At 58.5% G+C, this 22,612-nt stretch carries 20 protein-coding genes; 3 read left to right on the top strand and 17 right to left on the bottom strand.

The window, feature by feature from the left end; translation table 11 throughout:
- Positions 1-6: 6 nt before the first annotated feature.
- From NJF35_RS19295 to NJF35_RS19280, 4 genes are read right to left on the bottom strand one after another with little or no spacing between them, the layout of a single operon-like run.
- A complete protein-coding gene (locus tag NJF35_RS19295) occupies positions 7-1,173 on the bottom strand; it encodes an acyl-CoA dehydrogenase family protein (protein WP_253080698.1) in 1,167 nt (388 codons plus the stop codon).
- Positions 1,174-1,214: 41 nt separating this feature from the next.
- Positions 1,215-2,120 carry an SDR family oxidoreductase gene (locus tag NJF35_RS19290; RefSeq protein ID WP_253080697.1) on the bottom strand — a complete coding sequence of 302 codons (906 nt, stop codon included), beginning with the start codon at positions 2,118-2,120 and terminating at the stop codon, positions 1,215-1,217.
- 31 nt (positions 2,121-2,151) lie between these two features.
- Complete coding sequence (locus tag NJF35_RS19285; RefSeq protein WP_253080723.1) at positions 2,152-3,297, bottom strand: acyl-CoA dehydrogenase family protein; 1,146 nt, start codon at positions 3,295-3,297, stop codon at positions 2,152-2,154.
- A gap of 40 nt (positions 3,298-3,337) precedes the next feature.
- Positions 3,338-4,501, bottom strand: coding sequence for an acyl-CoA dehydrogenase family protein (locus NJF35_RS19280; RefSeq protein ID WP_253080696.1), 1,164 nt, complete (start codon positions 4,499-4,501; stop codon positions 3,338-3,340).
- Between the two features lie 277 nt (positions 4,502-4,778).
- Between NJF35_RS19280 and NJF35_RS24740 the strand changes: the two genes are divergently transcribed.
- Positions 4,779-5,585, top strand: a complete 807-nt coding sequence (locus NJF35_RS24740; protein WP_253080695.1) for a helix-turn-helix domain-containing protein — start codon at positions 4,779-4,781, stop codon at positions 5,583-5,585.
- 184 nt (positions 5,586-5,769) lie between these two features.
- On the opposite strand, the gene NJF35_RS19270 is transcribed toward NJF35_RS24740, so the two are convergent.
- The 13 genes from NJF35_RS19270 to NJF35_RS19210 all read right to left on the bottom strand — a co-directional run bounded on the left by NJF35_RS19270 (position 5,770) and on the right by NJF35_RS19210 (position 19,274).
- Positions 5,770-7,083 carry an OprD family porin gene (locus NJF35_RS19270; protein ID WP_253080694.1) on the bottom strand — a complete coding sequence of 438 codons (1,314 nt, stop codon included), beginning with the start codon at positions 7,081-7,083 and terminating at the stop codon, positions 5,770-5,772.
- Positions 7,084-7,201: 118 nt separating this feature from the next.
- Positions 7,202-8,383, bottom strand: a complete 1,182-nt coding sequence (locus tag NJF35_RS19265) for a CaiB/BaiF CoA transferase family protein (RefSeq protein ID WP_253080693.1) — start codon at positions 8,381-8,383, stop codon at positions 7,202-7,204.
- Between the two features lie 35 nt (positions 8,384-8,418).
- Positions 8,419-9,207, bottom strand: a complete 789-nt coding sequence (locus NJF35_RS19260) for an IclR family transcriptional regulator (RefSeq protein ID WP_253080692.1) — start codon at positions 9,205-9,207, stop codon at positions 8,419-8,421.
- Positions 9,197-10,063 (bottom strand): IclR family transcriptional regulator, encoded by an 867-nt coding sequence (locus NJF35_RS19255; protein ID WP_253080691.1) that lies wholly within the window; start codon positions 10,061-10,063, stop codon positions 9,197-9,199. Before NJF35_RS19255 ends, NJF35_RS19260 begins: the two co-directional genes overlap by 11 nt.
- Before the next feature lie 10 nt (positions 10,064-10,073).
- A complete protein-coding gene (locus tag NJF35_RS19250) occupies positions 10,074-10,889 on the bottom strand; it encodes an enoyl-CoA hydratase/isomerase family protein (protein ID WP_253080690.1) in 816 nt (271 codons plus the stop codon).
- Between the two features lie 24 nt (positions 10,890-10,913).
- The gene (locus NJF35_RS19245) at positions 10,914-11,705 is read right to left on the bottom strand and encodes an SDR family oxidoreductase (protein WP_253080689.1); all 792 of its coding nucleotides are present in this window, start codon (positions 11,703-11,705) and stop codon (positions 10,914-10,916) included.
- 18 nt (positions 11,706-11,723) lie between these two features.
- Positions 11,724-13,655: an AMP-binding protein gene (locus tag NJF35_RS19240; protein ID WP_253080688.1), complete on the bottom strand. Its 1,932-nt coding sequence runs from the start codon at positions 13,653-13,655 to the stop codon at positions 11,724-11,726.
- Positions 13,656-13,709: 54 nt separating this feature from the next.
- Entirely contained in the window at positions 13,710-14,432 is a 723-nt protein-coding gene (locus NJF35_RS19235; protein ID WP_253080687.1) for an ABC transporter ATP-binding protein, read from the bottom strand.
- Positions 14,429-15,169 (bottom strand): ABC transporter ATP-binding protein, encoded by a 741-nt coding sequence (locus NJF35_RS19230; protein WP_253080686.1) that lies wholly within the window; start codon positions 15,167-15,169, stop codon positions 14,429-14,431. Before NJF35_RS19230 ends, NJF35_RS19235 begins: the two co-directional genes overlap by 4 nt.
- Positions 15,156-16,115: a branched-chain amino acid ABC transporter permease gene (locus NJF35_RS19225; RefSeq protein ID WP_253080685.1), complete on the bottom strand. Its 960-nt coding sequence runs from the start codon at positions 16,113-16,115 to the stop codon at positions 15,156-15,158. Before NJF35_RS19225 ends, NJF35_RS19230 begins: the two co-directional genes overlap by 14 nt.
- Complete coding sequence (locus NJF35_RS19220) at positions 16,108-16,983, bottom strand: branched-chain amino acid ABC transporter permease (protein WP_253080684.1); 876 nt, start codon at positions 16,981-16,983, stop codon at positions 16,108-16,110. Before NJF35_RS19220 ends, NJF35_RS19225 begins: the two co-directional genes overlap by 8 nt.
- A 27-nt stretch (positions 16,984-17,010) precedes the next feature.
- Positions 17,011-18,204 carry an ABC transporter substrate-binding protein gene (locus NJF35_RS19215; protein WP_253080683.1) on the bottom strand — a complete coding sequence of 398 codons (1,194 nt, stop codon included), beginning with the start codon at positions 18,202-18,204 and terminating at the stop codon, positions 17,011-17,013.
- A gap of 209 nt (positions 18,205-18,413) precedes the next feature.
- Positions 18,414-19,274: a MaoC/PaaZ C-terminal domain-containing protein gene (locus NJF35_RS19210; protein ID WP_253080682.1), complete on the bottom strand. Its 861-nt coding sequence runs from the start codon at positions 19,272-19,274 to the stop codon at positions 18,414-18,416.
- A 235-nt stretch (positions 19,275-19,509) separates the two neighbouring features.
- Between NJF35_RS19210 and NJF35_RS19205 the strand changes: the two genes are divergently transcribed.
- Both NJF35_RS19205 and NJF35_RS19200 read left to right on the top strand, forming a co-directional pair.
- Entirely contained in the window at positions 19,510-20,793 is a 1,284-nt protein-coding gene (locus tag NJF35_RS19205) for a CaiB/BaiF CoA transferase family protein (protein WP_253080681.1), read from the top strand.
- Positions 20,783-22,438 carry an electron transfer flavoprotein-ubiquinone oxidoreductase gene (locus NJF35_RS19200; protein ID WP_253080680.1) on the top strand — a complete coding sequence of 552 codons (1,656 nt, stop codon included), beginning with the start codon at positions 20,783-20,785 and terminating at the stop codon, positions 22,436-22,438. The genes NJF35_RS19205 and NJF35_RS19200 overlap by 11 nt, the downstream gene beginning before the upstream one ends.
- Positions 22,439-22,612: the final 174 nt, after the last annotated feature.

Below are 22,612 nucleotides of genomic sequence, written 5' to 3'. Positions count from 1 at the left end.
AAGTCCTCAGTAGGAACGCGGCAGACCCAGCACGTGTTCGGCGACGTAGCTGAGAATCAGGTTGGTAGAGATGGGCGCCACCTGGTACAGGCGGGTCTCACGGAACTTGCGCTCGACGTCGTACTCCTCGGCAAAACCGAAGCCACCATGGGTTTGCAGGCAGGCGTTGGCCGCCTCCCAGGAGGCGTCGGCGGCAAGCATCTTGGCCATGTTGGCTTCGGCGCCACAGTCCTGCCCCGCCTCGTACTTGGCCAGGCCTTCGCGAACCATCAGTTCGGCCGCGCGCATCTGCGCATAGGCCTTGGCGATGGGGAACTGGATGCCCTGGTTCTGGCCGATGGGACGCCCGAACACCTTGCGCTCATTGGCGTAGTCCACCGCCTTGCGGATGAACCATTTGGCATCACCGATGCATTCGGCAGCGATCAGCATGCGCTCGGCATTCATGCCCGAGAGGATGTAGCGGAAGCCCTTGCCCTCTTCGCCAACCTGGTTCGCGGCCGGAACCTCCATGTTGTCGAAGAACACCTCACAGCTGTTGTGATTCATCATCGTGCGGATCGGGCGGATAGTCAGGCCGTTGCCCAGCACCTCTCGCATATCCACGATGAACGTGGACAGGCCGTCGGTCTTTTTCTCCACCTGGTCACGCGGTGTAGTGCGCGCCAGCAGCAGCATCAGATCGGAATGCTCGGCCCGGCTGGTCCAGACCTTCTGGCCATTGACCACGAACTTGTCGCCCTCACGACGAGCGAAGGTGCGCAGCGACGTCGTGTCGGTACCGCTGGTGGGTTCGGTGACACCGAAGGCTTGCAGGCGCAATTCGCCGCTTGCCACACCGGGCAGGTACTTGGCCTTCTGCTCCTCGGAACCATGTCGCAGGATGGTGCCCATGGTGTAGAGCTGGGCATGGCAGGCGGCGCCGTTGCAGCCGGTTTCCTGGATGGTTTCCAGGATCGCCGCGGCCGCTGACAGGCCCAGACCGGAGCCGCCGTACTCCTCGGGGATCAGCACGGAAAGGAAGCCCGACTCGGTCAGGGCCTGGACGAACTCGGTGGGGTAACCACGCACCTCATCCAGCTTGCGCCAGTACTCGCCGGGGAAACGGGCACACAGTTTGCGGACTTCTTCGCGGATTTCCGGGTAGCTTTCCTGGGGATTCTTGAAGCTCATCGACTCAAACCTCGTTATCGCTCGGGCAGTGGAAGGGCCGGTCAAACCGGATCCCAACAGAACACGTCGGCGCTGACCTGCAGCGGCGTAAAGGAACTGGCCAGCGCTGGCATGCCGTGCTCGGCAATGCTCTGGGCGCTCCAGCCTTCGCTCTGCTGCACCGAACGCAACGGGCGGTTCTGACTCATCAGGAAGATTTCATTGCGGCGCACAGTGAAGATCTGGCCGGTGACGTCCCTGGCCGCATCAGAGAGCAGATACACCGCCAGCGGGGCGTTCTTTTCCGGGGTCATCTGCTTGAGCCGCTCGATACGCGCCTTCTCTTCCGGAGTGCTGTCGGGAATGGCATTGGTCATGCGGCTCCAGGCGAAAGGTGCGATGCAATTGGAGCGCACGTTGAAACGCCGCATGTCCAGGGCAATGGATTTGGAGAGAGCGACCATGCCCAGCTTGGCAGCGGAATAGTTGGCCTGGCCGACGTTCCCGATCAGGGCCGAGGTGCTGACCATATGCACAAATGCACCACAATTCTGTGCACGGAAGCGTTCGGCAGCTGCACGACTGACAAAGAAACTGCCGTTGAGATGGACCTGGATCACCGACAGCCAGTCTTCCACGCTCATCTTGTGGAAGATCACGTCGCGAATGATCCCAGCGTTGTTAACCACACCATCAAGGCGGCCGAAATGGTCCATCGCGCACGCGATGATCTGCTGCGCCCCGTTCCAGTCCGCAACACTGTCGGTATTGATCACCGCCCGGCCACCAATGGCTTCGATCAACTTGAGTGTTTCCTGGGCAGGCGTGGCTGAACCGCCCTCTCCACCCAGCGAGACACCCACGTCATTGATTACGACCGAAGCGCCGGCTCGCGCGAGTTCCACAGCCATTGCACGACCAATACCGCCACCGGCACCAGTGACCACCACTACTTTGTTATCGAGCATCTCGTATGCCTCTCTATGTCAGGTCAAGTGCTTAGCCGGGCAGGCCAAGCACCATCTTGGCCAGGATGTTGCGCTGGATCTCCGAACTGCCGCCGTAGATGGTCGCGGGGCGCGCCTGGAGGAATAGACCGGTGGGGTTGAGGTTGCCGTTGCCCTCGATAGGTTCGAGCAGCGCTGCGTACTCGCCGGAAATTTCCAGCATGTATTCGGTGATGCGCTGAAACAGCTCGGTCTGATGCACCTTGAGGAGAGACACATCAGCCCCGAGACTCTCCCCGCGACGCAGACGCTCGGCGAAGGTCTCGAACAGCAACTTGTGGTCGTCCAGATCCAGGCGCAGGCGTGTCAGGCGGTCACGGAAGCCAGGGTCTTCAGACAGCCCAAGGAAGTCCCCCAGCAGCTCCAGGCGCGCCAGGGCATTGGCCGACTGTTTGGGGGAGCCGAGAAAGATGCGCTCAAACCCCAGCAGCGCCTTGGCCATTGTCCAGCCGGCATTGATCTCGCCTACCAGATTGCTCTTGGGCACACGCACGTTGTCGAAGAACACCTCGCACAGCTCGTCATGCAGGTCGAGGTTGAGGATTGGCCGTACCGTCACTCCGGGGCTGTTCATCGGCACCAGCAGGAAACTGATGCCCTCCTGCTTCTTGGCCGTCTTGTCAGTACGCACCAGCAGGAATATCCAGTTGGCGTCGGTGGCCAGGGTTGTCCAGATCTTCTGGCCGTTGACTACCCACTCGTCACCATCGAGCACGGCCTCGGTGCGCAGACTTGCCAGGTCGGAACCGGCATTGGGCTCACTGTAGCCCTGGCACCAGATGTGTTCTCCGGAAAGGATCCGGGGGAGAAAATATTGCTGCTGCTCAGGGCTTCCGTAGCGGATAAGCAAGGGGCCCAGCAGCATGATGCCGTGGTCGGGGGTACGCGCGACGCCGTAGTTTTCGAACTCCTCGGTGTAAATGAGCTGCTTGGAAGCGGAAAGCCCCATGCCCCCGAACTCACGAGGCCAGCCTGGGCAGAGCCATCCGTGCTGCGAAAGGGTCATGTACCAATCTTTGACCTCGGCCCAATGCAGGCGCTTGGGCACATCTCGGAGTTCATCCGGGAAGTTCCCGCGAAGAAACTCTCGAACCAGCTGGCGAAACTCGTCGTCGCTCAGCGCATTGAAATCGGGCAACTGAAATTTGTCGCTCATTCTTGTGTGCTCCAGCGGGTGATCAGGCTTCAGTCAGGCGCGGCATACAAGCGTCGTAGCGACGTCGATGCAGGGCGGACGCCCCATAGAGGTTGGCCAGGGTCATGGCTTTGCGCAGATACAGGCCGACATCGCACTCATCGGTGTAACCGATGGCGCCATGCAGCTGGACAGCCTGGCGAGTCACCAGTAGCGAAGCGTCGGCAGCTCGTGCCTTGGCTCGTGATACAGCGGCACGCCGTTGTGACTCGGGGGTCAGGGAATCGCAGGCTACCGCCGCAGCATCCAGACTGGCACGCCAGAGGGACAGCTGCAGCTTCAGATCCACTGCCCGATGCTGCAGAGCCTGAAAACTGCCGATGAATTGGCCGAACTGCTTGCGAGTACGCAGATAATCCAGGGTTATGGCGAACGCCTGCTCGGCAACCCCCAGCAGGTACGCAGAAGTACCGAGAGCGGCCTCATCCAGGGCGTCGGTAAAGGCATTGGTATCCAGAGGAAGCAGTTCCGCGGGGGCACCACGCAGGGTCAGCGCGCCAAAGTGTCCACCGTCCTGAGTGCGCAGCACTTCCAGCTCGACACCGGTTGCCTTGGCATCTACCAGGGCAAGGCCTTGGGCAGTAGCGACCAGGAAGCCATCCGCCCCTGCTGCCATGGGAATGTTGATCTTTCGCCCATCTATCCGGCCAGCGCTGAACCGGGTCTCCTCAGTCCAGAAGCCAAAGCAGTCAGCCTGCTCTTGCAGTGCAGGCAACAGCAGCTTCTCACCACGAAGCTGTGCTGCAAGCGGTTCGCCATCCAGCAAGCGAGCTGCCAACACGGCCGGCACAAAAGGCTCAGGCACCAATGCCGCACCCAGCACTTCCAGGAGTGCGCAGTATTCGGCCATGCCTAGTCCGGCACCACCCTTCTCTTCTGGCAGGGACAGACCGACCCAGCCATTTTCCGCCATTTCCCGCCAGACCCCGGTATCAAACCCCGGCTCCTGGTATCGCAATCCACGTACTCGAGCCAGTTCATTCGCCGGGGCGAAAGCAACTGCGCTATCTCGAATCATGCGGATGTTTTCCAAACGCTCTTCTGACAAAAGCATCTTGTTCTCCTGTTTGCCCTGCATGACGCCCAGTACCTGGAGGTCCAGCGCAGGGCGAAAGCGATCGGCCCCCTCGCCACTCAACTCCGTCATCAGCGCGGGGTCATGACTTACGATATTTCACAATCTGAAATATCATTTCAATCAATGAATCAGGCAAAAACGACGCAACGCCCTGGGAAATGGCATCTGTTCCGTAGTTCGAAATCTCGAAAGTTGGGAAGTGAGCCGTTGGCCCCCAACGCTCTGGCCGACAGCTTTATCGCCCCGCCTGGATGGGGCGCGGAGCATTCAATGCTAAGATCCGTGCTTCAGGACTCAGCACGCAGGGCGGTATAAACCGAAACGTACCCCCGACTCAGGACTTAACGTGAACAGCATTTCCAAGCCCTCATTCAAGCCAGTCGAAGCGGTCGCACGCGCACTCAAGGTGCTGCGAGTGGTCAACGAGGAAAAACAAGCTACTGTCGCCTCCATCCACAGGCAGACCGGCCTGGACAAGGCAACAATCGTTCGCATGCTGGAAACCTTGCACCACGAAGGTTATGTATCCAAGGACCCTGAACGCGCCGTTTACTCCGTCACCGCGCGGACGCTGTTGCTGAGCCAGGGCTATGACAAGTCACGTTGGGTTGCGAACATCGCCGAGCCAACCCTGGCACGTTTCAGAAATGCCATTGGCTGGCCCTCAGACATCGCTCTTTTCGATTACGACGCGATGGTGGTGGTCCAGACTTCGCGGGGCAGCGGCCCTCTCTCCTTCAATCGTCAGCCTGGGTTCCGCTCACCAATGCTGGTCACTTCCATTGGTATTGCGTACCTCGCCTTCTGTGAACGGGAAGAACGTGAAGCAATCATCCAGCGACTAGCGGCCACGCCAGAAGAATGGAATCAGCTCGCGCATCAGCCCGCAAAACTGGAAGAACTGCTCGAGAAGGTTCGCCAGGATGGCTTTGCGGTAATGAGTGATGCATACAGCAGCAACGTGTTTGCTGGAAACGTATGGGCCATCGGCGTTCCGGTAATGCACGAAGGCAAGCTGTACGCGACCATGAATATCATGATGCTCAAAAGCGCCGTCGATCTTGATTCAGCCCGGGAAAACCTGCTTGCCCCACTTCAGGAAGCGGCCGCGGAAATCGCTTACAACCTGGCGGAGTCGAAACGCCACCGATAGCGTTATAAATCTCACCTCGGCCCCAAGAGCGGCAAGACTCGCCTTCGCTCCTTCTTTCGAAACAGATTAAGTCGAACTCCGCAACACCTGGCCAAGTATGAAGAAATGCCGCCACTTCATTATTGAAAGTGGCGGCATTCGCCTCAGTACTGCATATGTTTTTTCTGGCTCCGGCCGAGGCAGGTCAGAAGATCGGCAAGGTATAGTTGAAGATCAGTCGGTTCTGGTCTTCATCCCTGACTACACCACCACGCGCTGAACCATTCAGCCAAGTTATCCCCAGCCCTTTGAGCGGGCCATCCTGCAGTACATAGCTGATGCTCAAGTCACGCTCCCACTCGCGAACTTTTTCGCCCGCAGCATTCTTGGCATCCTTGCCATTAAGATATATCAATGAAGCATTCAGGCCGGGTATCCCCGCGGCCGCGAAGTCATAGGCGTATTGTGCATAACGGGTAGTTTCGCCAGCCTCGGTGAAGACCGAGATCAAGCGATTGGTGTACAGATAAACGTTCATGCCACCAGCACCAACACCTCCATCCAGAGAGCCTTGGTTAGGCTGCACAAAAGGGCTGCCATCAGATACTTTCTGATATCCCAGCAGGAAACTGTGCCCTTGCAGGGAGTAGATGAACGTAGCGCTCCAGGTATTGTTATCGATCTCCCCGTCACCGCCACTCGTGTAACCACTGACCTGGTAGCCTGGTTTCCCCGAAGCATTCGCTCCCTGGGAACTGGTCCTGAAGTAACGCAAGTCTGTTTTCAAGCTCTGCTGATTCCCCAGGTCGAATGTATGGACCAGCCCGACAAAGTGCTGACGGTAATAGTCCTCCATGGAAGCCTGGTAATATTGCAGCGTCAGGTCCTTGCCAACCTTGTAGTCGCCACCAGCAAAGTAGAATTTGTTGCTTTCCTCACGGCCGCCCCGCACGGCAAAACCGGTGCGATCGGTCGACCCCCTCCCCGTGACACTCTCAAGCTGGCCTGCGGTCAGGGTCAGATTCTCTATCTCCTTTGAGGTGATCATCCCACCCTGAAATGTCTGTGGCAGCAGGCGCCCGTCGTTATAGACCAGTACCGGAACATTGGGAAACAGAGTTCCAAGTCGCAGTTCGGTATTTGAAGCTTTCAGTTTGGCGGTTAGCCCCAAACGGCTCCATTCATGTGCGGAAGAATCTCCGTCATCGGGGATCATCGTACTGCGCAAATGCCTGCCCTTCCCCCCGTCGAGCCTTACCCCCAGCAAACCAACCGCATCCAGACCAAAGCCAACGGCACCCTCAGTAAAGCCGGACTGATAGTCCAGCCTGAACCCTTGAGCCCACTCCTCCGTTTTAGAAGGCAGGTCATCCCCCTTTCGGTAGTCGCCATTGTAATAGAGGTTTCTAAGAGCCAGGCTCATCTTGCTGTCACTTATGTAATCAGCATTGGCATTAACTGCAGCCACAGCCCCAGCAACGGAAACCAGAACCCTGCCGACAAACTTGTTTTTACACATACCGCCAACCTCTCTTTATTATTTTTGGACTAACTGCCCCCGCCGATGAACTCTCATCAGCAAGAACAAGAATGAGGACAATGCTATTAAACGGCGCTTAGGGAATCAGGGCACTGAATCAGATTATATTATTCTGACGAAACTCCTTTATTTGCTCAGCATTGAAGCCAACCTCAAACAAAACCTCTTCTGTATGTTCCCCGGTATATGGTGCATGCCGCCTTATTTCCAGAGGTGTTCGGGAAAGTTTGAATGGAGCCGCAACATAAGGCACGTCGACCAGAGGGCCACTTTCCAGCCAGACGAACGCTCCACTTTCTGCAATTGCCTGATCAGCATTCACTTCGGTTGGTGAGTAAACCGGTCCTGAAGGAATTTTGGCGGCAGACAGCTCTTCCAGAGCCTGGTCTCGACTACGCTCGGCACACCACTTGCCCATCAGCTCAGACAAGATTTCCCCATTCTTTCCACGCAGCTCATCGTCGGCAAAACGCGAGTCATCCAGGAGCTCGGGATGACCGACCAGGTTCGCCCAGCGTTTGAACATGGATGGGCCAATTACCTGCACAATGATCCAGCCATCCTTTGTCCGGAAAATGTCCGATGGCCCATAACTCTGGCTGCGATTGCCGCTGGCCTTACGACCCAGATTGAGCATTCGATCCTCAATCAGATAGCCACTGGAAAAGTTGAGTGCTGTTTGCAAGAGAGAAGCCTCAACCTTCTGCCCCTGCCCGCTCCGACTACGTTCGTAAAGTGCCGCAACAGCACCCAGCGCACAGGCCAGGGCTGTCGAGAAATCCACAACAGGAACCATTGACTTGATCGGTTGCTCCGGATAACCGGAGAGATAGACACCGCCGCTCATGGCCTGGCCAACTCCATCGAAACCGATCCTGTCGCGCAGTAGTTCGCTGTCACCAAAGGCCGACGGCGCCACCAGAATGATGTCCGGCTTGATCTTCTTCAGCGACTCGTAGTCCAACCCCAGATTGACCAATGTTGCCGTCGGCATGTTGGCAATCACGATATCTGCCGATTCCACCAGGCAGCGGACAATCTGCCTGCCTTCATCACTCCCCAGATCAAGGGTGATTGAACGCTTGTTGCGGTTGGACTGGAGAAATACCGCACCATCGCCGTGTTCTGTTACCGGCATGACGAAGCGATCCTCACTACCTCCAACGCGATCTACCCGGATCACATCCGCACCAAGATCCGCCAGCAACGCCCCGCAGAAAGGTCCCGCGATGTAACGCCCGAAATCGATCACCCGTATACCTTCGAGAACTTTCTCCATATCCACTCACTCATGTGCTCGGTTTAAGTTTTGAACTAGATGGGGTGATCCAGATCCTGAAGCAGTCGCTCCAGCTCCGGCGCAGCCCGCATGAGCCGCCCACCAATGACTGAACGAACCTGGGCAAAGTCAGCGCCGACAACCGCAGCTCCGCAGTTCAGGCCCACCACGGTTCTCTGGACGCCCACCCGGATCGGCACGGCTATTCCGTAGGTGTCGCGTTGATATCCGCTCTTCACCAGGCAGGTGCCCATCGCGTCCAGTTCAGAGAAGCTCTCCGAGATTTTCTTCTGCAGCGCTTCGAAGGCCCCTCCGAAGTGCTCTTCCAACTCTCCAAACAGCACCTCCCGGTCCTCATCCGAAAGGCCCCACATGTAGGCCCTACCGATGGCCGTGGACACCATCGGCAACATCGCACCAACACCAAGACGCAAAGTGGTGATATTCCGGCTGGAGCAGTACGCGACGTAGAGCATCTCGAAGCCGTTCCTGATCGCCAGGGCCACAGACACGTTCAGCTCATCAGCCAAGTCCTGCATGAAAGGCAGGGCCAGCCGCACTAACGGGCTCGTCTCGAGAAATGCATGGCCAATCCCCAGGGACCCCAATCCCAACTCAAACTGCCGTCCCCCTGGCGCATGCCGCAGAAAACCCGAGGCCAGCAAGGTGCTTGTCAAGCGAGACACGGTCGATTTGGGAAGTCCGGTACGCGCCACAATCTCCGCATTGCTCAAAGGCGTACGCTCGTTACGGAAAGCACGCAGAACCTGCAGCCCGCGGTTGACGGTCAGCAAGGAATCGCCAGCATCGACATCAACTGACATGTTCCAGCCTCCAGTGATTCGTGCTGAAGCCCTCCAGCACCTGCTTGAAGTGGTCAGCCAGCGCCACCAGCTGCGGCCCTAGCTCGCGCAGAATCCTGGCCTTGCTCATGTTGCCCAGGGAACCGAGGCAGGCCAGTACAAAAAGGCCACGCTCAGCCAGGGGCATAGGTACCGAAATGACGCCAAGGTCCTGCTCCAGCTTGCTCAACGAGTAGCAGAACCCCACCGTGCGTAGCTGACGCGAAGCCTCCGACAGACAGGACTCCACCCCGCTCCAGTCATCCGGCATACGCCGCGCGATGTTGTCCAGCAGGTAGGCACGCTCCAGGGCCGGCAGAGAAGCCAGCAGGGTGTGCCCCATGTGGTTGGAGGCAATGCTTATGCGGGTCCCCACGTTGAACCCGCTGCGGCGAAAACTGCCCGTTCCGGTGCAGCTTTCCAGCGCAACCAGGTCAAGCCGATCACGCATCGCCAGAAGAACGGTGACATTGTTGCTGCTGGCGAACTTCAGCAGCTCCGCCCTCACCAGCCTCTGGACATCGGAATGGGCAGTGGCCGCATAGCCGAGCGACAGCACAGGTGCGGCCAGGCAGTACAGGTGCCGTTTAGCGCAATAACCCACATAACCAAGCGCAACCAGCGAGCGCAGAAAACGGCTGACAGTAGAAGCTGGCAAACCGGTTCGCTCTGCGATCTCCTTGTTGCCCAGCCAACCGTCATGGGGCGTGAAGGCGGACAGCACGTCCAATGCTCTCACCAGCGGCATGACAATCTTGCCGCGAGTGTTCGAGTCGACCTGGTGGCTGGGGCCATCACTGCGTCGCAGCTCGGACGGCACGGTTTCTGCCTTGGCCATGGATGCCCCCTTATACCTCGGAGTGATCCGGGAAAATGGGCGGGCGCTTGTCGCGATGCGAACTCAACCCCTCCTTAACCTCATCGCCGGCAAACCCCAGCATCTCCAGGGCCAGGGAAGCATCGAAGATCGGGCCGGCCTGGCGCAGCCAGTTGTTCAGCGCATACTTGGTCCAACGGATAGCCGTCTGCGCACCATTGGCCAGTCGCGTGGCAATCTCCACCGCCTTGTCTTGCAACTCGTCATCTTCCACGCACAGCGACACCAGGCCGAGCCGCTCGGCCTGTTCGCCACTCATGGGTTCGCAGAGCATCAGGTGGTATTTGGCCTTGGCCATGCCACACAGCAACGGCCAGAGAATCGCTGCGTGATCGCCAGCGGCCACGCCCAGACGAGTGTGGCCATCAACCAACCTGGCACTCTTCGCTGCGATGGAGATATCGGCCAACAGCGCGGCTACCAGGCCAGCACCCACGGCCGGTCCATGAATCGCGGAAACAATGGGCTTGTTGCAGTTGATGATGTTGTAGACCAGGTCCTTGGACTCTCGCCATACACGGTAGCGGTACTCGAACGAGTCAATCATTGACTCGACCATCTCGAAGTCACCGCCTGCAGAAAAACCTTTGCCAGCGCCACGGAGAATGACGGCGCTGACGGATTCATCCGCTTCAACATCGCGCCATACGCGAGCAATCTCGGCATGACCGGTAGAGTCGAGAGCATTGAGCCGCTCCTGCCGATCTATTGTGATTCGCAATACACGCGGTACAGGGCGATCAAAGGTCAGTCGCTGGTAGCCGGAATAGGAAATAGGTTCACTCATCGCTGTACTCCTTTTGAGGATTGCTCAGCGAGCAGCACTGAGGGAGCGATCGGACACCAGCCCGCCATCGAGAGTGACGACGGTACCGCTGGTGTAGGACGACCTGGCGGAAGCCAGGAATACGAATAAGTCAGCCACTTCTTCCACCGTCGCCACGCGACCAAGGGGATAGCGCTTGAGCTTTTCCGCATAATCCGCCTCCGGATCGCTGGATCCGGAAGTCTGTGTTTTGAACACCTTGCGGATTCGGTCAGTATCCACCGGTCCAGGATTCACCCCGACCACACGTATGCCTTCATTCAGGCTGCGGCCACCAAGCGCACGGGTGAAGGCCATCAAGGCAGCGTTGCCGGTGGTGCCGGCTATGTAGTCGTAGTCGAACATCTCACCACCGCTGCCTATGTTGTTGAGGATTACCCCGCCACCACGTCTGCGCATGGTGTCGTAGACCAGACGGGTGAGATTGATGTATCCGAACACTTTCAACTCCCACCCCTGGCGCCAGCGCTCTTCGTCCACTTCCCAGAGTGTTCCTCCCGGTATGCTCCCGGCGTTATTGACCAGGATGTCCGCCTCGCGACCAAACTCTGCGACCCTGGCAATAGCGCCAGCACTCGCCAGATCGATGGGGAGGACTTCAACCAGAACGCTGAATCGTTCGCTCAGGGAAGAAGCAAGACTGACCAGGCGACTCTCGTTGCGCGCAACCAATAGCAGGTTGCACCCCTCTCTGGCGAAGGCGACAGCCAGAGCCTCGCCGATACCTTGGGAGGCACCGGTTATCAGTACCTTCTTGTTGTTCAGACCCAGATCCATAACCGCCTCCTGAATGTGTCAGCCTTTCAGCACCTGTTTGATCTCTTCCAGAGCTGCAGGGTTGTCCAGCGACGAGGTATCGCCCATCGGCAGCCCATTGCAGATATTCCTGATGACTCTGCGCATGACCTTTGAGCTGCGGGTTTTCGGCAATTGATCTACGAAGTAGACGGCTGCCGGCACAAACGGCTTGCCCATGCGTGCCTCGACATGAGTCTTTATGCGTTTGCGCAAAGACTCCTGATCCTCCCCAATACCGGGGGCGATGAGAAAAACCACCAGCTTCTGGCCTTTGCTGGCGTCATTTACGCCCACCGCAGCGGCTTCGCTGATCTCCGCCAGCTCGAGCAGCACCTCCTCGATCTCTGCCGGGCCCACGCGCTTGCCTGCCAGTTTGATGGTGTCGTCGGAACGGCCGAGCATGTAGTAGCTACCGGATTCACGCATGACCAGATCGCCATGCACCCACAAACCAGGAATGGTGTTCCAGTAGGATTCCAGGTAACGCTCGTCGTCCTGCCAGAAGGACTGGGTCATGCCAACGAAGGGGCGACGGATTGCCAATTCTCCCGGAACGCCATCCACATCCTTGCCTTCGGCATCCACCACACAGACTTCCACACCTGGGGAGGCAGTATTGAAACCGGCCGGACTGATCGTCCGGATCACTACACTCGACAACAACGCACCGGATACCTCGGTGCCGCCGGTGTAGTTGATCAACGGGCAACGGCCAGCTCCGAAATGCTTCTGAAACCAGGTGAAGTGTTCGGGATCAATGCCCTCCCCTGCAGTTATCAGCAGTCTCAGCGAGGAAAGGTCCGCGTCGCACGCCTCACCTTCATGGGCAGCCAAGCCGCGGATAAGTGTCGGGGCAGAACCGAAGTGCGTAACACGGTAGCGCTCGATCAGCCTGCCCATGCGCGACCAACTGGGAAAGTCGGGAGCACCGTCATAGCAAACCAGGGTGGCACCTCGCATCAATGCAGAACAGAGAACCAGGGTTCCTGCAATCCAGCCCATATCCGCGGGCCAACAGAACACATCACCCTGACGTACATTGAAGTGCACTGCGGAGTCATGAGCGATCTTGAGGGCGAATCCGCCATGGACATGGACAGTACCTTTCGGTTTGCCAGTCGTTCCCGATGTGTAAACGATCATGAACGGATCACTGGCAGCCATGCTGGCGGGGCTCTGCTCCTTGCCCAGTCCGGCATTCAGTACCTCGCCCCAGGCAATCCCGGATACGTCCGCACCTTCAGGATGGTGGACGATGATCTGCTCAAGTGTCGGCAACTGGCTGCGGCTGGCCTCGACCAGGCCCTGGATATCGACCCACTTGCCACGGCGATGGAAACCCGCGCTGGCAATCAGCGCTCTGGCCGAGCAGGACGACAGGCGCGCCTTGATCGCGTCGATGCCAAAACCACTGAATAGCGGTACCGCGATAGCGCCCATATAGGCGATGGCCAGCATCGAGACCGTAGCTTCCAGACCGTTGGACATCAGCAGACCTATACGGTCTCCCCGTTGCAGGCCCTGGGCTTGCAGACCTGCGGCGAATGCCCTGACCTGAGCCGCCAGCTCACGATAACTGGCCTGGCTTGCCTTTCCTGTCTCGCGCTCTGCCACTACGGCAACAGTCTCTGCCAGCCGAAGATCATCTGCCTTGGCCAGAATGCTCTGAACCCAGTTCAGCCGTCCGCCAGGGAACCAGGTCGGGAATTCCTTCCCCCGAGTTTCATCGAGATAGCTTTCGAAGGGTTTCTCCCAGGCTATGTCGCAGTACTCCATGACCATTCGCCAGTAACGCTCTGGCTCTCGGATGGAGCGGGCATAAAACTCGTCATAGTCATCCGTCCCCATGCGCTGCATCAATTCAGTCACGCAGGCGGAGGCGATGTCCGCAGCGCTGGGCTGCCACGTGGAGAGAGAGCTGTTCTTCATTTCGTTTTCCGTATCCAGATCGATTTCAGAAGCAAGGACAACCCTGAAGGCTGCTCACATGCCCATGTAGGCCCGCTGAACATCTTCGTTCTGGGCCAGTTCAGCGGCTGGTCCTTCGGCAACGATTGACCCGCCCTCCACGACATAGGCGTAGTCCGCAATACGTAGGGCAGTCTCTGCGTTCTGCTCTACCAGCAGCACATCCACACCGGTGTCACGAATCTTTCCGATCACCTGGGCGATTTGTTCGACAACAGCCGGTGCCAGGCCGATAGTCGGTTCGTCCAGCAGTAACAGTTTTGGCTTGCTCATAAGCGCCCGCCCCACAGCCACCATCTGCTGTTGTCCGCCACTGAGCGAACAGGCCTGGGCGGATAGCCGCGAACGCAAATCCGGCAGGAACTCCAGACACTGCTCCAGATCCGCCTCGATCTGTACTCGGTTCTTGCGGCAATAGGCACCCAGCATCAGGTTCTCGATGACCGTCATGGCGCCAAACAAACGGCGTCCTTCCGGCACCAGGCTCAAGCCCCTGCGTACCAATGCATCCGGTTGTTGATTCGTCGCCAGCTCGCCATGCAGGCGAATGCTGCCGCCACTGCTCTTCAGCAGGCCGCTGATACATTTCATGAGTGTCGACTTGCCAGCCCCATTGGCTCCGATCAGGGTTACCACCTGGCCGCGTGCAACGCCCATGTTCACACCACGCAGAACCGGCACCTTGCCGTAGGAAGCAGTGAGCCCCTCAACCTGCAATACGTATTCGCCGGTACTCATTGCTGACCTCCAAGATAAGCGGCAATAACCTTCGGATCGGCTCGGATCTCTTCTGGAGTTCCTGTTGCAAGCATCTGCCCGTGGTGCAGGACCACGATGCGATCGCAGATCTGCATAACCGCCTTCATGTTGTGTTCCACAAGCAGAATGGAGCTGCCGAATTCCTTGCGGATCCGTCGAAAGACATCCAGCGTGGCCTCTACCTCAGTCTGGTTAAGGCCTGTCAGTGGCTCATCCAGACACAAGAGACGCGGGCGGGTGGCGAAAGCGATGGCAATGCTGACCAACCGCTGGATGCCATGAGGCAAAGCGCCCGTCACGTCATTCAGACGATTCGACAGCCCAAGCACCTCGGCGCTTTCCATCGCCCGCTGACGCTGTTTCTGCGTAGCCAACAGTGGCAGTGCACCGATGGCACCGATCAGGATGTTGTCCAGCACTGTCATGCTCGGCAGGATGCTGCCGTGCTGGAAGGTGCGGGAAACGCCAAGGCGACTGATGCGTTCAGGCGAACTGCCGGTAACCTCAGTACCATCGATATACAGGCCCCCACTGGTGGGTTTGTAGAAGCCGCTGATCAGGTTGAAGGTCGTGCTTTTTCCTGCCCCGTTCGGACCGATCAGACCCAGCACCTCACCTGGACGAATATCGAAACTGAGATTGGAAACAGCCTTCACGCCGCCGAATGCGCGGCTGATCTCTCGCGTGGAGAGGATGGAAGCGTTATAAGCCGTCATCTTTAAGCCCTCCGCACGACTGCCTTGTTGTTATTGTTCCGCAACGCTGCGCAGCCCTGCCCAACAGGCCGACCACCCCCTTGGGAAGCAGGAGCATGGCCAGAACGATCGCAGCGCCATAGAAAATGTGCTCGTCGAGCCCCGCATCCAGCACGAGGGCATTGAGCAGAATCAGAAGCGATGCCCCGAGGACCGGGCCTGCCGGATGCTCTTCGCCACCGACTTTCAGATAAGCCAGGGCAAAGGTGGAAAGCAGAAAGCCGAAGTCGCCGGGACTGATCACATTGTTGGTGTAGGCATGGAGAGAACCCGCGATACCTACGGCAAAGGAGGCGATAACGAAGCACACCACCTTGCTCAAGTGCGCGCGGATACCTACCGAGCGAACTACGTTCTCGTTGTCTTTGATAGCAGTGAATATTTTCCCGAGGTTGGAGACCTCGACCAGGTACAGCCCCCCGATGAGCAGACCACTGACCAGGATCACGAATGGGGTCAGGTACGCGTCGAGCATCTCAGGGGCAAAGATGCCAACCATCCCCGAACTGCCGCCCAGCAAATCCGACTTGGTGTAGATGATTCGCATCACCTCGGTGAAAGCGAAGCCAATCAGCAGGAAGTACGGCCCCTTGGTGCGAAGAGTGATAAACCCGAACATCAGGCTTACCAGCGCCGCGACCACGCCACCTGCTAGAAACGCAATCAGGAATGGCCACTCGAATTGAGTGGTAACCAGCCCCGCGGTATAGGCACCGATGCCATAGAAGGCAGCAGTGGCGAAGTTCAGCTCGCCAATCAACATGACGAAGCGGAGGCTGGAGGCAACCAGTGCAGCGATAGAGATCCAGATCATCAGCTTCGCGCCATAGCCACCACCAAGGAACTGACCAAGCACCGCCAGCACCATCAGTCCCGCACAGCAAAGGAAAAACTTTTGATTAGCCACGACCCAGCACCCCATTCGGACGGACAAGAAGCATGAGCATCACCAGGACGAAAATCGCCAGGCTCGCGCTTGAAGGATCGAGATAGAAGCCGCCAAAGGCCTCAATCGCAGCAATCAGCAGACTGCCGATGATCGCGCCCGGAACGCTACCCAGGCCGCCGATAACCACGGCGATGAACCCCTTGACCAGGAAGCTGTCGCCAAAGACGGGGGACACAGAGGAAACCGGAGCGATCAATGCGCCCGCGATGGCCCCGATCATGGTGGCGAAGACAAATCCATGAAAAGCGATGGAGCGATAGGGAATGCCTTGCAACATGGCTGCCTCATGGTCGATGGATACCGCCCGCAGGGCATTACCAAAGCGAGTCCTGGCAAGGATCCAGGCCAGTCCGACAGTAAGGAGCACTGCGATCAGACAAATCAGCAGACGCTGTGAGCTGACTCCAGCACCCAATATGCTGACCGTGCCTTCCACCAGTGGAGGGACAGAGCGCACCGAGCCACCGAAGATTTCCAGGTAGATCCCTTCGAACAGCAGCACCAGCCCTGCTGACAAAATAAAGGAGCCGACCATGTCGCGCTGGAACCTGCGAAAGCCTGCCTGATACACCACTACACCCAGCAGAGTGGCCACGCTTACCCCAACCAAAAGGCCGATCAAGTAGGCACTGAACAGCGAATAGCCGTGACCGGTCAGCCAGGGAATGATCACCGCCACCAACAAGGCTGATAGTGTGAAGAACTGCCCATGGGCAAAGTTGACGATCTTCAGTACACCGAAAATGATGGTCAGTCCCAAGGCAAAGAGGATGTAGACCGATCCGATCTGCAGCGTCATCAATAAAAGCTGAATCAGGTTATCCATGATTGCTCTCTCGCGTTGCAGCGCCCCTTATTGGAGGCGCTCGCCAAGTTCGGCTGGCTGCAGACGGGCAACTTCCACCAGTCGGCCCTGCTGCAGTTGAGTCACCACCACCGGCACCAGGATCTGCTGGGGCGAACCATAGGTTTGCTGACCACCAAAGGCGGAAGTGCCATAGAAGGAATCGAAGGTAATTTTTGGCAGGGACTGGGCGACTACTTTCGGCTCAAGGCTTTGGGCATGCTCAATGGCGGCAGCAAGTGCCTTGACCGAGTCGTAGAAACCAATCTGTACCGCATTGATGGATTCGCCCGTGAGGGCACGCACCCCCTCATCCAGGCGTAACTGAAGAGGCGTCGCGTTATCGGCATCCAGCGTCACTGCTGCGCCCATGTAGGTTCCATCCACTGCATCCCCACCCGTGGCGATCAGACCATCGGCGCCAGTACCGACCTCAATGACCTGGATGCCATTCCAGCCCAGCGATTTCAGCGCCTTGAACACGTGGCCGCTGTCGGCCGGCGTGCTGGAGCACAGGTCAACGACATCGGGATTGAGCGCGGACATCTTGGCGGCAATGGGCTGGAACTCAGCAGTGCCGCGCTCATACCAGTCGCTGGAAATCACTTCGACACCCAGAGACTCCCAGGCCTTGCGAGCGATCGCCTCGGTTTCCTGGCCGGTGGCATCGTTGGGGTTAAGCAGGGCTACCGTCTTGATCTGTGGATGACGCTCCTGGACGAACTTCACCAGTGGATAGGCAATTTCGTTGGGCGTGCTCATCTGAGTGAATGTCAGCGGATACTTTGGCCCTTTGATGCTCGCCCCCCAGGCGGTGGTGAAGATCAGCACACCACGTCGCTCTGACAGCGACTGCAGAGCTCGTACTGGCGCAGTCCCCAGACTGCCTGCAACAAACTTGACCTTATCCTTGTTGAGCAGGGTCTGGGCAACCTTCGCACCATCGGCCGCGTTGTACTTGTTGTCGTAAGCAACGCACTCGAAGTTGTATTCCTTGCCCGCCACCTTCACGCCACCTTGCGCAGCGATATCTTTTGCAGCGTTCTGGCATAGCCAGTTGGCGCCAATACCCCAGTTCGCTCCCGCACCGGACAGCGGCAATGACATTCCCAGTTTGATGGTGTCAGCGGCATATCCATGCACAGACACGGCCGAACCGACGGACAGAGCAATGAGCAGTGAGAGCTTCTTGATTGCGGACATGGTCTTAGCCTCTTGTTTTTGTGTAGTTGCATTTAATTGCCGGGCTGATTTCAGCGTCAATTTGCCCAATACAACCGTTCCATCCTGCGGAATCTTGCTTTTACGCTGCTCTCGACATGAGAGTTTTAAAAACAGATACACGCAGCCACTACGGCTGATTCTCGATACCCGACCTTTATTCCACTGTACGGAACACTCTTGAAAAACCGTCACTTGGGCGGCTTGAAGTCTGCTATCCCATGGCTCACCACCAGGACATCTCGCTCAACCACCCGAGCCTGGAAGGAGCCGTTACGCCAGATTTCGCTGCGAATGGTTTCTCCCGGAAATACTGGTGAGGAAAAACGCAGAGACATGCCACGTAGTCGTGCGCCGTCGTAATCGGCCAATGTTCTGACCAGCGCGTGGCAAACCACACCGAAGGTGCACAACCCGTGCAGGATGGGACGCTCGAAGCCGGCTTTGCGCGCGACAGAGGGATCGGCGTGCAGCGGGTTATCGTCACCGTTCATTCGGTAGTACAGGGCCTGCTCTGGACGAGAAGGCAAATCCACTACGAAGTGCGGCTCACCTTCCGGCCGTGGAGTGCCGGGCTTGAAGGGCTCGGACGATCCTCCAAAACCACCTCCGCCCCTGACGAACGTCGTATTCAGCGTCGTGGCGATCAACTTCCCAGTTTCCGCCTCCACCACCTCTTTGCGCGTGTACAGCAGGGCGCCCTGGCCTTCTCCCTTGTCCACCAGGCCGACGATCGACGTGGTGCCGATCAACTCGCCCTCGACCGGAAGCGGCTCATGCAAGGTCATCTCCTGTTCCCCATGCACCACCTTGGTGGCATCGACGCCAGAGCGTGGATCGGACAACCAGAAACCGGGATGGGTCAGCACGACGGCCATGGAGGGCAAGGCCCGTAGATCTCGGGAGTAATCCACGTAACTCAGCTGCCGCTCGTCTGTGGGGTCCTGCCCCAGCCCTACCGACAGCGCATATAACGCGCTTTCACGACGGGTAAGCACCTGCCTCACCGGCGGGATTGAGTAGCTGAGTAGCTTTTCGGCATCGATGGGCATGCCACGTCCTCTCTTGTTCTGCCAGGAATCGGAATGCGTTTGGCTGCTTCAAATTTCATTAAATGAAATGTCATTTCACAAAAATATTCGGACGATTTGAGACCGAGTGCAACACCTGCTGGAGCCACAGCCGACCACCGGTTCCGCTTTGAGCGAATCCAAATACTTCAACTGTTGAAATTTTATTTCACTTATTGAATCATTCCGCAAGCTTTTCAAAGCTTCGGGAGACCCCATGAACCCAACCGAACTCCGCCGACGCCCTCTTGAAGGCATACGTGTGCTTGACCTGTCCCGCGTGCTGGCAGGGCCGTGGTGTACACAGATCCTTGGGGACTTCGGAGCTGACGTGATCAAGGTGGAAGTACCGGGGAACGGCGACGACACCCGCGCGTGGGGCCCTCCGTTCCTGCCGGACGCAGACGCTTCCGAAGGCGGGAAAACGAGCGCCTACTACTTGGGCTGCAACCGCAGCAAACGCTCCATTGCCGTGGATATAACCACTCCTGCCGGAGCTGATCTGATCCGCTGCCTGGCCTCTAAGGCTGATGTATTGGTGGAAAACTTCCGGGTAGGCACACTGGAGCGCTCCGGACTGGACTACGCCACCCTGAAGCAGCTCAACCCACGCCTGGTGTATTGCTCGATTACCGGCTTTGGCCAGGATGGCCCGTATGCACAACGAGGCGGGTACGACTTCGTCGCCCAGGCCATGGGCGGGCTAATGAGCATCACGGGAGAACCTCAAGGACAGCCCACCAAGGTTGGAGTGGCCATCACCGACCTTTCCACCGGGCTCTACGCAACCATCGCCATACTGTTGGCACTGCGTCATGTCGAGAAAAGCGGCAGCGGACAACATATCGACTGTTCCCTGCTCAACACCCAGATGGCCATGCTTGCCAATCAGGCCATGAGCTGGCTGGTTGGTGGCATCGTCCCGCAACGCCTGGGCAATGCTCACCCTACCGTGGTGCCCTATCGAACCTTCGATGCCCTGGATGGCCCATTAGTGGTAGCGGTGGGCAACGACAATCAATTCAGCGTCCTTTGTCAGGTCCTTGGCCGAGCCGACCTGGCCACCGATCCACGATACCAACGCAACGCTGACCGGGTCCGCCATCGCGATAGCCTGGAGCCGCTGTTACAAAATCTGATCGGCACCTGGCAGAGAGAAAAGCTGATAGAGGCACTGAATCGGGCCAAGGTACCTGCAGGCCCTCTCAACAGCATCGATCAAGCATTCGATGATCCATTCGCCAAGGCTCGCGGAGTGGTCCATACATTCTTCCGCGAGGATGATGAATCCATCCCTACCCTCGCCTTTCCGGCCAGGCTCTCAGAGACACCTGCCGACTACCAACTCCCCCCTCCACGACTAGGCCAACATACAGCCGAAGTCCTGAGCGACTGGTTGCAGATGCCGGAAGATCAGGTGGCAACACTGCTGGCCGACAAGGTTATCGATATCCGCCGCACAGCCGGCCCCAACGCTCAGAGGAAGTCTGATGCCCCGTGAATTTATGGAATTCGACGTCGTCATCGTCGGCGCTGGCCCTGCTGGCCTGTCCGCCGCGTGCCGACTGAAGCAGAAGGCCGCGCAAGCTGGTCAGGAGATCAGCGTATGCGTGGTCGAGAAGGGTTCCGAAGTGGGCGCCCACATTCTCTCCGGCGCCGTATTCGAACCGCGGGCCCTGAACGAACTCTTCCCCGACTGGAAAGAACTGGGCGCCCCGTTGAACACTCCGGTAACCCGCGACGACATCTATATGCTCAAGGATGCCGACGCCGCAATCAAGGTTCCCGGTCTGTTCGTGCCCAAGACCATGCACAACGAGGGCAACTATATCATCTCCCTGGGCAATCTCTGCCGCTGGCTGGCCCAGCAGGCCGAAGGCCTGGGCGTGGAGATCTACCCGGGCTTCGCCGCCCAGGAAGCGCTGATCGACGAGAACGGTGTCGTCCGCGGCATCATCACCGGCGACCTCGGCGTGGACCGTGAAGGCAACCCGAAAGAGGGTTACTACACCCCCGGCATGGAACTGCGCGCCAAGTACACCCTGTTCGCCGAAGGCTGCCGTGGCCACATCGGCAAGCAGCTGATCAAGAAGTACAAGCTCGACGCCGATGCCGACGCCCAGCACTACGGCATCGGCATCAAGGAAATCTGGGACGTCGACCCGGCCAAGCACCAGCCCGGCCTGGTGGTCCACACCGCCGGCTGGCCGCTGAGCGACGAGAACCCGGGCGGCTCCTTCCTCTATCACCTGGAAAACAACCAGGTGGTCGTCGGCCTGATCGTCGACCTGTCCTACAGCAACCCCTTCCTGTCGCCCTTCGACGAATTCCAGCGCTACAAGCACCACCCGGTGATCAAGCAGTACCTGGAAGGCGGCAAGCGCGTCGCCTACGGCGCCCGCGCCATCTGCAAGGGTGGCCTGAACTCGCTGCCGAAGATGGTCTTCCCCGGCGGCGCGCTGATCGGCTGCGACCTGGGCACCCTGAACTTCGCCAAGATCAAGGGCAGCCACACCGCCATGAAGTCCGGCATGCTGGCCGCCGAAGCCGTGGCCGCCGCCCTGGCCGCCGGCAAGGAAGGCGGTGATGAGCTGACCGGCTACGTCGACGCCTTCAAGTCCAGCTGGCTGTACGACGAGCTGTTCCGCAGCCGCAACTTCGGCGCGGCCATCCACAAGTTCGGCGCCCTGGTGGGCGGTGCGTTCAACTACATCGACCAGAACTGGTTCGGTGGCAAGATCCCGGTCACCCTGCACGACAACAAGCCCGACTACGCCTGCCTGAAGCCCGCCGCAGAGTCCAGGCGCATCGAGTATCCGAAGCCGGACGGCAAGCTCAGCTTCGACAAGCTCAGCTCGGTATTCCTCTCCAACACCAACCATGAAGAGGAACAGCCCTGCCACCTGAAGCTGGCCGACGCGAGCATCCCGATCGCGAAAAACCTGCCGCTGTACGACGAACCGGCGCAGCGCTACTGCCCGGCTGGCGTGTATGAGGTGGTGACCCAGGAAGATGGCGCCAAGCGCTTCCAGATCAACGCCCAGAACTGCGTGCACTGCAAGACCTGCGACATCAAGGACCCGGCCCAGAACATCACCTGGGTGGCCCCGGAAGGCACCGGCGGCCCGAACTACCCCAACATGTAATGCAGGCACGAAAAAGGCTCCCTCGGGAGCCTTTTTCGTGCCTGCGGAATGCCGCCCGGCCCAACCTACGAAAGCCTCCTCGCCCGGTGCGAGCGAATTCATTCGCGATTGAAATCGCCCCCACAGGCAAATCGTAGCCCATTGAAATCCGAAAGCGGCGCTGGGACTTTCCTC

This window comes from Pseudomonas guariconensis (assembly GCF_024127895.1).
Taxonomy (GTDB): Bacteria; Pseudomonadota; Gammaproteobacteria; order Pseudomonadales; family Pseudomonadaceae; genus Aquipseudomonas; species Aquipseudomonas guariconensis_B.
Note: the sequence above shows the minus strand (reverse complement) of the source record. Positions and strands in the feature narration are given on the sequence as shown.